The 11,995-nt window shown below is 65.5% G+C and carries 14 protein-coding genes; 8 read left to right on the top strand and 6 right to left on the bottom strand.

Going from position 1 to position 11,995, the window contains the following annotated elements; translation table 11 throughout:
• Nucleotides 1–27 precede the first annotated feature (27 nt).
• From INT51_RS21140 to INT51_RS21130, 3 genes are all read left to right on the top strand, one after another.
• Nucleotides 28–1,143 (top strand): tyrosine-type recombinase/integrase, encoded by a 1,116-nt coding sequence (locus INT51_RS21140; RefSeq protein ID WP_226851124.1) that lies wholly within the window; start codon nucleotides 28–30, stop codon nucleotides 1,141–1,143.
• Nucleotides 1,121–1,471 carry a helix-turn-helix transcriptional regulator gene (locus INT51_RS21135; RefSeq protein WP_096166878.1) on the top strand — a complete coding sequence of 117 codons (351 nt, stop codon included), beginning with the start codon at nucleotides 1,121–1,123 and terminating at the stop codon, nucleotides 1,469–1,471. Before INT51_RS21140 ends, INT51_RS21135 begins: the two co-directional genes overlap by 23 nt.
• Before the next feature lie 368 nt (nucleotides 1,472–1,839).
• Nucleotides 1,840–2,934: a hypothetical protein gene (locus INT51_RS21130; RefSeq protein WP_147271634.1), complete on the top strand. Its 1,095-nt coding sequence runs from the start codon at nucleotides 1,840–1,842 to the stop codon at nucleotides 2,932–2,934.
• A gap of 184 nt (nucleotides 2,935–3,118) precedes the next feature.
• Here INT51_RS21130 and nrdF read toward each other — a convergent pair whose 3' ends face one another.
• Together nrdF and nrdI are read right to left on the bottom strand one after the other, a co-directional pair.
• Nucleotides 3,119–4,129 (bottom strand): class 1b ribonucleoside-diphosphate reductase subunit beta, encoded by a 1,011-nt coding sequence (gene nrdF, locus INT51_RS21125; RefSeq protein WP_193107387.1) that lies wholly within the window; start codon nucleotides 4,127–4,129, stop codon nucleotides 3,119–3,121.
• On the bottom strand, nucleotides 4,126–4,635 hold the full coding sequence (nrdI, locus tag INT51_RS21120) for a class Ib ribonucleoside-diphosphate reductase assembly flavoprotein NrdI (protein WP_102237451.1): 510 nt from the start codon (nucleotides 4,633–4,635) through the stop codon (nucleotides 4,126–4,128). The genes nrdF and nrdI overlap by 4 nt, the downstream gene beginning before the upstream one ends.
• A 212-nt stretch (nucleotides 4,636–4,847) precedes the next feature.
• Here nrdI and INT51_RS21115 point away from each other — a divergent pair, with 212 nt between their 5' ends.
• The 3 genes from INT51_RS21115 to INT51_RS21105 are packed head-to-tail and all read left to right on the top strand — an operon-like array spanning nucleotide 4,848 to nucleotide 7,419.
• The gene (locus tag INT51_RS21115; protein WP_193107406.1) at nucleotides 4,848–5,780 is read left to right on the top strand and encodes a metal ABC transporter substrate-binding protein; all 933 of its coding nucleotides are present in this window, start codon (nucleotides 4,848–4,850) and stop codon (nucleotides 5,778–5,780) included.
• On the top strand, nucleotides 5,777–6,520 hold the full coding sequence (locus INT51_RS21110; protein ID WP_193107386.1) for a metal ABC transporter ATP-binding protein: 744 nt from the start codon (nucleotides 5,777–5,779) through the stop codon (nucleotides 6,518–6,520). The genes INT51_RS21115 and INT51_RS21110 overlap by 4 nt, the downstream gene beginning before the upstream one ends.
• Complete coding sequence (locus tag INT51_RS21105) at nucleotides 6,517–7,419, top strand: metal ABC transporter permease (protein WP_193107385.1); 903 nt, start codon at nucleotides 6,517–6,519, stop codon at nucleotides 7,417–7,419. Before INT51_RS21110 ends, INT51_RS21105 begins: the two co-directional genes overlap by 4 nt.
• Here the strand turns inward: INT51_RS21105 and INT51_RS21100 are convergent.
• Nucleotides 7,395–8,075: a metal-dependent transcriptional regulator gene (locus tag INT51_RS21100; protein ID WP_102237455.1), complete on the bottom strand. Its 681-nt coding sequence runs from the start codon at nucleotides 8,073–8,075 to the stop codon at nucleotides 7,395–7,397. The genes INT51_RS21105 and INT51_RS21100 overlap by 25 nt on opposite strands.
• Before the next feature lie 156 nt (nucleotides 8,076–8,231).
• Between INT51_RS21100 and INT51_RS21095 the strand changes: the two genes are divergently transcribed.
• Together INT51_RS21095 and INT51_RS21090 are read left to right on the top strand one after the other, a co-directional pair.
• Entirely contained in the window at nucleotides 8,232–8,945 is a 714-nt protein-coding gene (locus tag INT51_RS21095) for an SOS response-associated peptidase (protein WP_226986027.1), read from the top strand.
• 46 nt (nucleotides 8,946–8,991) lie between these two features.
• Nucleotides 8,992–9,399 carry a hypothetical protein gene (locus tag INT51_RS21090; protein ID WP_193107384.1) on the top strand — a complete coding sequence of 136 codons (408 nt, stop codon included), beginning with the start codon at nucleotides 8,992–8,994 and terminating at the stop codon, nucleotides 9,397–9,399.
• Between the two features lie 504 nt (nucleotides 9,400–9,903).
• On the opposite strand, the gene INT51_RS21085 is transcribed toward INT51_RS21090, so the two are convergent.
• From INT51_RS21085 to INT51_RS21075, 3 genes are all read right to left on the bottom strand, one after another.
• Nucleotides 9,904–10,638 carry a hypothetical protein gene (locus INT51_RS21085; RefSeq protein WP_193107383.1) on the bottom strand — a complete coding sequence of 245 codons (735 nt, stop codon included), beginning with the start codon at nucleotides 10,636–10,638 and terminating at the stop codon, nucleotides 9,904–9,906.
• Nucleotides 10,625–10,894 carry a type II toxin-antitoxin system prevent-host-death family antitoxin gene (locus tag INT51_RS21080; protein WP_193107382.1) on the bottom strand — a complete coding sequence of 90 codons (270 nt, stop codon included), beginning with the start codon at nucleotides 10,892–10,894 and terminating at the stop codon, nucleotides 10,625–10,627. The genes INT51_RS21085 and INT51_RS21080 overlap by 14 nt, the downstream gene beginning before the upstream one ends.
• A 694-nt stretch (nucleotides 10,895–11,588) precedes the next feature.
• The gene (locus INT51_RS21075) at nucleotides 11,589–11,822 is read right to left on the bottom strand and encodes a hypothetical protein (protein WP_114359129.1); all 234 of its coding nucleotides are present in this window, start codon (nucleotides 11,820–11,822) and stop codon (nucleotides 11,589–11,591) included.
• Between the last annotated feature and the right edge of the window lie 173 nt (nucleotides 11,823–11,995).

Raw genomic sequence — 11,995 nt, 5'->3', positions numbered from 1 at the left:
AATAGATGCAATACTGGAGTGGTGGACATGGGCATCCGTGGAGTGTCTCCGCTTCGACAGCTCCGCAACGTGCGGGCGCTGGATGAGCATCGCTTCGTGTTCGAGGCGATGCTCTCGGGCTGGGCTGATCAGCAGATCAGTCGAGGCCTGACTGAGCGGACGATCGGCGGTCGCGAGCTGGTCGTTAGGAGGTTTGAAGAGTTTGTTGGCCGCTACCCGTGGGAGTGGTCGCCGGGGGACTTGGAGGACTTCACGACCCGGGCGAAGTCTGGGCAGAGTCCGGCGACTCCCTCGACGATCCGGGGGTATCACTCCATCATCCGCCTGTTCTGCGACTACCTCACCGATCCTCGGTACCGGTGGGCGGCGGACTGTGAAGAACGTTTCGGAACCGCGCCACAGCAGATCTGCCACGAGTGGAACACGCTCGCACACCTGGTCGATTACGAAGGCCGCCCACAGCGGCGAGCACTCACCTACGACGAGCTCGAGCAGCTCTTCGCGGTGGCCGACCACCGCGTCGAGACAATCCTTCGGCAGGGTCGAAAGGGTGCCCTCGCCGCGCTGCGTGACTCCCAGATCTTCAAGACCATCTACGCCTACGGACTACGCAGGGCCGAGGCCGTCGGTCTGGATGTAGCTGATCTGCGGCCCAACGGTGCTGCCCCGCGGTTCGGACGCTTCGGGGCGGTCGACGTGCGCTGGGGCAAGGGCTCTCACGGCTCAGGCCCGCGTCGACGTTCGGTGCTCACGCTCCCTGAGCTGGACTGGATCACGGAAGGTTTGGCCCAATGGGTCGACCAGGCCCGGTCCCGGTTCACTGCGGACTTGTCGGGACCGCTGTGGCCGACCGAGCGAGGCACGCGCGTCTCTCTGCGCTACATCGACCTGCGTTTCGCGCAGCTCCGCGACGAAGCGGGGCTGCCGCCGGAGCTCAGTGTCCATGCCCTGCGCCACACGTACGTCACCAACCTCATCGAATGGGGATACGCCGAGAAGTTCGTGCAGGACCAGGTCGGGCACGCCTACGCCTCGACAACCGCCATCTACACGTCCGTCGGTGACGACTTCAAGAACCGCATGATCAACCAAGCCCTCTCCCGGATCTATGGAGGACCCGATGCCGACGACTCCCGACTCTGACATCCCGATCACCTGGAATCTACGCCCGATGATGGCTGCGGCTGGGATGTTCCAGACGACAGATCTGATCGCACCGTTGCGCGCCCAGGGAGTGCAGCTCTCGCGCGAGCAAGTGTTCCGGTTGGTGACGAAGACGCCCGAGAGGCTGAACGTCGAAGTGTTCGCCGCCCTCTGCCGGATCCTCGAGTGCACACCCAACGATCTCATCGAGATCCCGAAGGTCCAGAGCGTGCGTCCTCGCCGAGTTGCTGGCGCTCCAGAGGCCTCCGGGCCTGCGATTGGCGAGCTTCGCCCCATCCCCGCCAAGCTGCACCGCCCGCACGAATGACCCCGCCTGGGAGCACACGTGGTCACCAGGTCGGCTGCGACGAATGTGCTCGCCATGTCGCAGCCCGTTACTCGATTCTCGAGCAGCGAATCTGCAACGCCTGCTACTCAAGACTCCGCCGACATCCCGGATCCTGTCCCGGGTGCGCTCAGGTCAAGGTCCTGGCCTTCTACGACTCGGAGCGACGCATCGTCTGCGCGCCCTGTGCTGGCGAACCTCCGCGGTTCGCGTGCATCACTTGCGGAAGCGAGGAACAGCTCACTGGATCTCAGTGCGGCACCTGTCGACTGGCCGAACGCCTCCGCGAGGTCCTCGCTGACGAGAACGGCGATATCCATCCTGGCCTCGCTAGCCTCTACGGCCACCTCATGGCTGCACGTGACCCGCGCGCGGTGGTGCGATGGCTGCGAAGATCGCCGATCGGAAAGACTCTGCGTGCCATGGCTACTGGCGAGGTGCAGATCAGTCACGACACACTCGACGCCCTCCCACTCTCGCCTCGCGTGCGGTATCTGCGCCACATGCTCATCAGTGCCGAAACCCTCCCCACGATCGACGTCCGGCTCAACGACCTCGAGATACTTGCTGAGCATCTCGTCAACGACCTCCCCTCCCACCACGCGCAGATCATCAACCAGTACTTCCGTTGGCAAGTCCTCCGCCAGACCAGGCAGCGGCGCGCGCAAAAGCCCCTGACCGTCGGCATGTTCAACGCTCGATGGTCCGCGTTGCGCAAGATCGCCTCCTTCCTGGTCTGGCTGGATGATCAGGGAGTTCAGATGGGGACGTTGGACCAGCGCTCCGTAGATCGATTCTTCACCCATCACCGCTCCCAGGGAGCGGTCGCCACCTTCCTCAATTGGGCGATCCGGCAGAAGCTGACCAGACCCCTCATGCCGCCTCATCGCCCGCAAGCTCGGCCCGCCCCCTCTGTCCCGGAGGACACCATCTGGCGGAAAGTCGATGAGCTTCTCGATGACACGTCCATCCCGTCCGCAAGCCGCATCATCGGCTTGCTGGTGCTCGTCTTCGCGCAACGGATCAGCGACTGCGTCCGCCTCCGCCAATCAGACGTCTCAGGTCACGAGACGACTTTGAGCATCACCTTCGGGCGCACGCCTCTCGCTCTGCCCGAGCCGATCGCCGAACTCCTCCGCCGCTACGTTAGCGAGCTCGAGGAACAACGGACCTTCGTCGGTGGAGGCCCCGATTGGCTCTTCCCTGGAACAACGCCCCATCTCCATGTCAGCGAAGCGATCGTCACGCTCCATCTCGCACCGCACAAAATCGATGCTCGCAGGACGCAGAACGCCCGTATCGATCAGCTCGTCCAGACCGTGCCCGCCAGCGTCGTCGCAGACACCCTCGGGATCAACATTGGAACCGCTATCAGGCACGCCGCCCGCACCGGCTCGAGATGGGGTAACTACCCCGAACTGCGAGCATCTCTCTCGGATGAATAGTGCAGCGGCGAATGATTCCTTCCCCCGGCAATCTGAGTGCGAGTGGCCAGGCGAGCCGTTGCGGCAGACCTGCGGACGGGTTCAGGTCTGCCGCAGCACGGTCTGCGCTGAGTGCTTGCCCCGGGTCGTAGCGATCCGGGGCAAGCGCGGTACCGCTTCGAGTCCGACAGGTGAGTCTGCGTGTCTAGAAGTCCCAGTCGTCGTCGCTGGTGTGCTCGGCCTTGCCGATGATGTACGACGATCCGCTTCCGCTGAAGAAGTCGTGATTCTCGTCGGCGTTGGGGGCGAGCGCGGCGAGGATCTCTGGGCTGACTGACGTCTCGTCGGCGGTGAACCGTGCCGGGTAGCCGAGGTTCATGAGGGATTTGTTCGCGTTGTAGCGCACGAATGCGGCGACATCGTCCATTAGCCCGAGGGGTTCGTAGAGCTCGCCGGAGTAGTCGAGCTCGAGCTCGTAGAGCTCTTCGAGCAGGGTGTACGTGAACTCCTTCATCTCGTCGCGGCGGTTGGGGTGAGCCTCGAGGCCGCGCTGGTACTTGTAGCCCGAGTAGTAGCCGTGCACGGCCTTGTCGCGCAGGATGAGTCGGATCATGTCGGCGGTGTTGGTCAGGGTGGCGTGCACGGAGAAGTGCAGCGGCAGGTAGAAGCCGGCGTAGAGCAGAAGGCTGGAGAGCAGGGTGGAGGACACCTTCCGCTTTAACGGGTCGGGCCCGTAGTAGTGCTGGAGCACCTTCTTGCATCGCGCTTGAAGCAGGTCGTTGCCGATCGCCCAGCGGTAGGCCTCATCGATCTCTCGGGTACTGGTCAGGGTCGAGAACACCGAGGAGTACGAGCGGGCGTGGACGGACTGCATGAAGGCGATGTTGGTGTAGACGGCTTCCTCGTGCTCTGTGCGGGCGTCCTGGATCTGGCAGATCTCCCCGACGGTGGCCTGCACGGTGTCGAGCAGGGTGAGGCCGGTGAAGACTCGCATGGTGAGGGTTCGTTCATGGGGCGCGAGTGCTTGCCAGGCCTGGTGGTCGTTGGACAGGGGCACCTTCTCGGGCAGCCAGAAGTTCGCGGTCAGGCGGTTCCAGATCTCGAGGTCCTTCTCGTCGCTCACGCGGTTCCAGTTGATCGGACGCAGCGGTGCGCTGGGGTGGTGTCGGTATGCCGGAGGGGTGATGGAGCCTTCTACGGCTGTTGTGGCGGTCATGCTGTTCTCCTCTGTTCGTTGTTCTTGTCGTTCGTCGTGGCGGTTCGTGCCCAGAAGCGGTCGAGCCCTTCGTTCACGCGCTCGATGTCGCGCTGGGTGCCCAGGAGTTCGAAGCGATAGAGCTCTGGGACGCCGCACTTTCGGGAGATGACTGGGCCGGCGAGGCAGTAGTGCTCGCCGAAGTTGGTGTTGCCTGCGGTGATGACCCCGCGCAGCAGAGCACGATTGGCGGGATCGTTGAGGAAGGCGATGACCTGCTTCGGTACGGCCCCGGCCTGCTCGCCGCCGCCGTAGGTGGGGACCACCAGAACGAAGGGGCGGCATACGCGGATCATGCCCTCGATGCGGGGTCGGAGCGGGATCCGCACCGCAGGCCGCCCCAGCCTCTCCACGAAGCGCAGCGTGTTCTCGGAGACGCTGGAGAAGAACACGAGATCTGCGGACTCCTGTGGCGTCAGGTCACGTGTTCCGAGTCCCGGTGCTGCGCGCTCGATGCCTGCCGTCATCGATCCCTCCTTCGTCGTCGTCACACTCGACCCGACCTTGAACTACTAGATGTTGGGTCCGCACTCCGCGGGGGTGCCACATGTAGTGATATCAAGCCCGACGGCCCTCAAGCGTACGCCACGCCGGGTTTGAAACTTCGGCGTGTCGAACCTTAGGATCTGGGCGTCTAGAAGTGACCACGCGTGTGGTCGTGAGCGGAGAGAGGTCACTGATGCAGGTGCGAGGGCGATGGAAGGCTGTGCTCGGCGCGGTCGTTGCGAGTGCGGCGCTGGTGCTCACCGGCTGCTCAGGTGGAGCCAGGCAGGATGCTGCCGACAGTGGGAAGCCGGTAGTCCTGACGACGTTCACCGTGTTGGAGGACATCGCGGAGAATGTTGCGGGCGACCATCTCGTGGTCGAGTCGATCACGAAGCCTGGCGCGGAGATCCACGGGTACGAGCCGACGCCGGGAGACATCCGGAAGGCCTCGGATGCCGACCTGATCCTGGACAACGGCTTGAACCTGGAGGTGTGGTTCGGCCAGTTCGTCGAGGACGTCGATGTGCCCCACGTCGTGGTCTCGGAGGGGATCGATCCCATCGACATCACCGGCGACGCCTACGCGGGCAAGCCCAACCCGCACGCCTGGATGAGCCCGAAGAACGTGCAGGTGTACGTCGACAACATGGTCGCAGCGTTCAGCGATCTCGACCCGGAACACGCTGAGGACTACGAGAGGAACGGGGAGACCTACAAGCAGCAGCTCCAGCAGGTCCAAGATGACCTGACGGGCGAGCTCGACGATCTCCCGACCAGCCAGAGAGCGCTGGTGACCTGCGAGGGCGCATTCTCCTACCTCGCCCGAGATGCTGGGCTGACCGAGAAGTACATCTGGCCCGTCAACGCCGAGCAGCAGGCCACTCCGCAGCAGATCACATCCGCGATCGAGTTCGTCGACGAGAACGAGGTCCCCGCCGTGTTCTGCGAGTCGACGGTCTCCGACGACCCCATGCAGCAGGTCGTGGGTGCTACGGATGCACGCTTCGGAGGGACGCTGTATGTGGACTCGCTCTCCGAGGAAGGTGGCCCGGTGCCCACGTACCTGGATCTGATCCGCCACGATGCGGACACCATCACTGCGGGACTCACCGGGGAGGACTCATGACGACAGCGGCGATCGATGTCAAAGGTGTCACCGTCCGCTACGGCGATGTGCTCGCCCTCGACGACGTATCTGTTGCGGTGCGGGCGGGTGCGGTGACGGGGTTGATCGGAATGAACGGCTCCGGGAAGTCCACCTTGTTCAAGGCGATCACCGGAATGGTCCGGCCTGAAGCAGGCAGCGTCCTGCTGAATGGCGCGCAGCCGGCGCAGGCCAGGCGGCGAGGGCTCGTCGGATACGTCCCCCAGAGCGAGGACGTCGACTGGGCTTTCCCCGTCTCTGTCCGAGACGTCGTGATGATGGGAAGGTACGGCCACCAGGGCGCCACGCGCCGTGTTCGGCCCGCTGACCGCATCGCTGTGGACGAAGCCTTGGAGAGGGTGGAGCTCACGGAGTACGCGAATCGGCAGATCGGCCAGCTCTCCGGCGGGCAGAAGAAGCGCGCCTTCGTCGCCCGCGGGATCGCCCAAGACGCACGGATCATGCTGCTGGATGAGCCCTTCGCCGGCGTCGACAAGCGCAGCGAAGCCACCATCGTCGATCTTCTCCGCGCACTCGCGGACGACGGCCGCACCGTCCTTGTCTCCACCCACGACCTCCATGCTCTGCCGCAGCTGGCCGACGACGCCGTGCTGCTGCTGCGAACCATCCTCTTCCACGGCCCGGTGGACGAGGCCCTCACGCCCGAGAGGCTCGCTCTCGCCTTCGGTCTGGACGTTCTGCAGCAGGAGGGTGCCGCATGACGCCGCTCGACTGGCTCCTCGAGCCGCTCTCCTACGACTTCATGACCCGTGCGCTCGTCACGACCGTGATCGCTGCCGTGGTGTGCGCACTGCTGTCGTGCTGGCTGGTGCTCATCGGATGGTCGCTCATGGGGGATGCCGTATCTCACGCCGTCCTCCCCGGAGTCGTCATCGCCTACATCCTCGGCGTCCCTTTCGCCATCGGTGCGGTCGTCTTCGGGTTCCTGGCGGTCGGAATGATCGGTCTCGTCCGTGGGACGAGCCGCGTGAAGGAGGACGCGGCCATCGGCATCGTTTTCACCACTCTCTTCGCCCTGGGGCTGGTCCTGATCTCGGTCACACCCAGCCAGACCGACCTCAATCACATCATCTTCGGCAACATCCTCGGCGTCTCCCGCGCAGATCTCGTCCAGATCGCGATCCTGGCAACCGTGGCTCTCATCGCCCTGGTGTTCAAACGTCGCGACCTCACGCTCTATGCCTTCGACCCGACACACGCCCACGCCATCGGCCTGTCTCCCCGATTCCTCGGCGCGCTGCTGCTGGGTCTTCTGGCGCTGACCGCAGTTGCCGCTCTCCAGGTCGTGGGAGTGGTGCTCGTCGTCGCGATGCTCATCATTCCCGGAGCGACGGCCTACCTGCTCACCGACCGCTTCGGGCGGATGCTCGTGATCGCGCCGGTCCTCTCGTCACTCTGTTCCGTGGTCGGGATCTACATCAGCTACTGGGTCGACGCCTCACCCGGCGGCCTCGTCGTCCTCACCCAGGGATGCGCCTTCGCACTCGTCTACCTCATCAGTCCCAAGCACGGCCTGCTCAGCAAGAAGGTCGGAGCTCGCCGGTATCGACGCGATACGGCTCGCCGGCGTGAGGATCAGGTAGGCCCCGCAGAGACGTAGAGGGCATCTGTCGCAGAGCGTCCCAGCAACGTTGGCGAGCCCACTTCTCCAGAACGAACTTCCAGCGCATCGGAGAACGGCGCTCCCGCCGCGACCACAAGCGTGGCCCCGACTCCGATGCCCTGGGACTCGAAGAACTGCAACATCGCCGGGTCCGTGTCCGAGATCCGCTCGACCACAAACCTGCCCTCCGCTCCGACGTCGGTGAGACGCCGCGCATCAGGCACGGTCACTGTTCCGTCCGCTGCAGGGATTGGATCACCGTGCGGGTCACGCCGGGGGCGACCCAGAACGTCATCGATCCTCTCCACCATCAAGTCCGAGACGGCGTGCTCGAGCTGCTCGGCCTCCTCGTGGACCTCGTCCCACCGATACCCGAGGGTCTCCACCAGAAACGTCTCGATCAAGCGATGCCGCCGCACCATCACCAGCGCGTACGAACGACCGACCTCCGTCAACTCGACCGAGCCATACCTCGCGTGAGACAGAAGACCCTGCTCAGTCAGTTTCCGCACCGCATCCGAAGCGGACGACAGGGCAACACCGGTCCGCTGCGCGATGAGCTTCAACGTCACTGGCTCGTCACTCCACTCGGACAACCCCCAGATCGCCTTCAGATAGTTCTGGGCACTCGCAGACAGCTCATCGACGGACATGGCACGACGATAGCCTCGAAGCTTCAACTTAGCTATATAGAACTCGAGGCTTCGGCGCGCCACGGACTCACGTAGTAGGCATCGACCGTGAGGTGCGTCCCGGGCCCGCGCCTCATCCGGCACTGACGCAGAACCCTGAGAACAATGCTCAGCCGAATGAATCTCTCCCCCGGCAGAGCAGGCGGTCTGCTGCGCTCTTACGTAGCGACCAGCCGCGACCGCGCTGGCGAGTGGGAGCCGGTCTACAGCATCGCTCCACGGACGAAAGCCCCCGTGGTGCGAGAGTTCGTCGACGACGAAGGCGAGCAGCAGCGCAGTCTCGAGCTCGCGCGCTGGGGCCTGCACCCGTCGTGGGCGAAGGACAAGGGGCCCCGACCCATCAACGCCCGGTTGGAGACGATCGCGACCAATGGCATGTTCCGTGGCCCCTTCTCCAGCGGCCGCGCCGTGGTCCCGATGACCGGCTACTACGAATGGGTCGAAGCCGACGACGGCGGCAAGGACCCCTACTTCATCCACCACCCCGAGGGCGAGCTGCTGCACGCGGCCGGCCTCACTGCCGCCCGTAAGAGCGAGGACGGGGAGGGCTGGGACGTCACCTTCACCATCGTCACGCGCGAGGCGAGGGACGCCAGCGGCGAGGTCCACGACCGCATGCCCGTCTTCCTCACTGAGGACGCTGTCGCCGAGTGGCTCGTCCCCGGGAAGCTCGAGCCCGCGCAGAAGGACCCTCTCCTCGCGCAGCTCGACCAGGTCTCCACCACCATGGCCGCCGAGCTGGTGACCGTGCCGGTAGACCGCCAGGTCAACAACGTCCGCACCCTCGACCGCACGGACCCCTCGCTCATCGCACCGCTCGACGCCGACTGAGCCCGCCGGCGCCTGGCTGTCCGGCCCCGAGCGCACACTGAGCCCCGTGAGCCCCCAGCCCTTCACTCCCTATCCCGCTCCGCCCTCCGGGCGGTCGAGCGAGATGCGCGCGAGATACCCGCGCTACTACGCGCAAAAGGACCTGCTCGGCGCGGCCGAGTCGGTCGTCGCCGACTACCAGCGCGCCGTCGCAGGCGGCACCACGGTGACCATGAACCACAGCTGGCGAGACCCCAACGTTCCGGACGAGTCTGTGCAGGTCATCGTGGGCGGGGAGCGGCTGCTCCTCACCGTCGACGAGTGGCTGGACCGCATCGAACTCGCCAAGCCCCACGTGATGTCCTGGGTATCCGCCCGGGTACACCTCGAGGGCGCGAAAGACCGCGCCCGACGCGGACGCGTGGAGCCGTACTGGCACGAGGCGATCCGCCGCGCGAACCCCGGTCGACGCTGAGCGAGGAGCACGACGGGTGAGACAGGGCGGCGTAGTCGGCTTCGAGGCCGAGGGAAGAGGGGCGCGCCGGGAGCCGTACCCGACAGGAGCGTCCCCGACTTCGGAGGACCGACCGGCGGTTCCAGCCCGGACCAGGTCTGTGGTCCCGCGAGGGAGTGGGATGAGCGTCCTGGTCATGGTCGAAACTGCAGGGGTATAGAGGGGTTAGGCGGCCGCTCGGGCGTGGTTGTCCGGCGCTAGGGTGGCGTACCCACGCGGCGGGAGGAGGTGGTCGGGCGATCGCAGAGGCGCTGGTCATGGTGGTGGCACTGGTGACGGCGATGCTCAACCTCGGCGCGGCTGTGCTGCGGCTGCTCGAGACTGAGCGGGGTAGGGGTCGTCGGGACCGAGGCGGACGGCACCGGCGATGAGTGCACAGGAGGGGGCGGCCGAGCTGCCCCCTCCTGTGATGTCCCCGCCGCTCGCAGAAGGCGCCGGAGAGCCGTCGGGGCGCGGGGAGAGGAGTTAGGGGGCGGCGCGGTGGGCGCCGGGGTGGTGGCGGCGGCGGATGCATGGCGCTTTGGCGCGGGGCATGAAGGCGTTGCAGCGCGGTTGCTCGCGCTGGGCCAGGATCCGCTCTGGGTCGGAGCTGCCCGCCACTCGATCCAGTGCGGCTCTGAGTGCCCGTCCGGGGTCCAGTGCGCCGCTGGCGGGGTCCCAGGCGTGCGCCAGTGCCGCGTTCAGCTCATCAGCCGAGAGGAGATCGGCAACGTCCTGGTCGAGCGCACCGACGGCGACAACGGACTTCACGAGCCCCGCGGGTGGGGGCTCGGGGCGGTAGTCCCACAGTTCCAAGCCGTGCTTCTGCGCGGTCGCCTCGTATACCTCGAGCATGTCCCAGATGCTCTGGACGACGTCCTGGTCGAGCGTTCCGCTGGCCACGAGCGCGTTCACGGCGTCGTAGACGCGGTTGTTGCTGCGCGGCCCGATCGCGACGACCTCGATCAGTCCCGTGCCCTCCGGGGAGATGGTGGAGCGAAAGACGATCCGGTGATCCCCGCGCAGCGTCGAGGCCGTGTTCAGTCCCGCGAGGGCGTTGGACAGCGGATGCTTCCCCCAGGGCTTCGCGAAGAGAGCAGTGAGGTCATCGAGCACCTCGTCCCACTGCGACTGCTCGACATGCTCCGCGATCCACTCCTCCACGTGGCTAGATAGCACCAGCTCAGCCTGATCATCCGGGAAGTGTTCACCGGCGCGCATGCAGCCGCTCGCGCACCTCGTCCACGCGAGAGAACTCAGACCTCTCAGCGACCAGGTCGGTAACTCCCTGGACGAGACGGTCCGCGGCGTGCCGCAAAGACCTCTCCAGCTCGTCGAAGTGCTCAGGACTCATCACGACCGCGGTCGGCTTGCCGTGATTGGTCAGGACGACAGTGCGCTCAGCAGCCTTCTCTGCCAAGAACCCAGCACCCTTCTTCGTCGCGACCGTGGCAGGCATGCGCAGAGGGGTAGTCATGCCGCCAACTCTAGCAGAGTGAGCCCCGGAAGTTCGAACTTTGTTCTCGTGCTCGACCGTTGATGCAACGGCGCTAGCACCCCAGTAGTCGGGGTCAGGGTCCTCACCCAGCGAGCACTGAGACCACATCAGCGCGGCCTGACCTGCGGTGACGCAGTTGGAGAGGCTGGCGTGAGGGTAAATCAGCGCATCCTGACCTGGGGTGATGCGTACGGAGTGCCCGGCTTGAGGGTAAATCTGCGCAGCCTGACCAGGTCTGATGCATGCGGAGCTCTCACATGACTGCCCGACCAGCTCTGTCTGAGGGGTGTGGGCTGGTGGATACGGTCGAGCTGATGGCGAGTGGCACCGGAAGGGAGTGGATGCGGTGCGCTTCGGAGGCAGGGTGCTCTCGGTTCGGGAGCTGATCGAAAAGGCTCAGTCTGCTCCCGGGGTGGATTGGCGCGCTCTTTCGAGTGACGGCCCTCTGCGTCACACGGCTCGGAGTAACGCGCGGGAGTGCGCCCGGATGCTCTTGGAGGAGGAATTGTCAAGACCTGTGGATTGGGGCTCAGCTACCGGAGCAACAGCAGGCTCTTCATCTGCTCGTGCTTCCTACAGATCGCGGTCACCAGCGTCGCATCCAGATCGACGGTCGATGGGCCGCTCTCGTCGCACGCTTCCCAGCCAGGCACAAAACCGTCGTCCGCGCAGCTTAACGGGCCGCACCGATCGGCCCCTTCGCTGCATCCACATCGCCTGCCAGCACTGTCAGCGGTCGGGAGCGCGTCGTGTCGGAGCCGACCGGGTTATACGCCTCAATCCCGGCCCGCAGAGAGGAGACCTCCGCGAGACGGTTGGCGCCGAGTGCCACTGTCATGGCCGTGAAGAGCCTGCCCGGGTGATGCCGCGCCAGCGCCCTGCGCCACAGCAGCAGGGCGCTCGCCATCTGCAGATTGTCCTCGGTAGTGCTAACCGCTTCTGTCAGCCCTCGCCCGCGTTGCGGGGCCTCCGCGACGTCGATTCGCCCCCATGGTTGCCAGCCGGCATTATAGCCTTCACGCTAGCCTCGATGTTTCATCGGGGTTGTGAGCGGGGGCGACCGGCGTCGTTGCCGGTGTT

It is taken from the genome of Brachybacterium sp. FME24, from assembly GCF_014897705.1.
Lineage (GTDB): Bacteria > Actinomycetota > Actinomycetes > Actinomycetales > Dermabacteraceae > Brachybacterium.
Note: the sequence above shows the minus strand (reverse complement) of the source record. Positions and strands in the feature narration are given on the sequence as shown.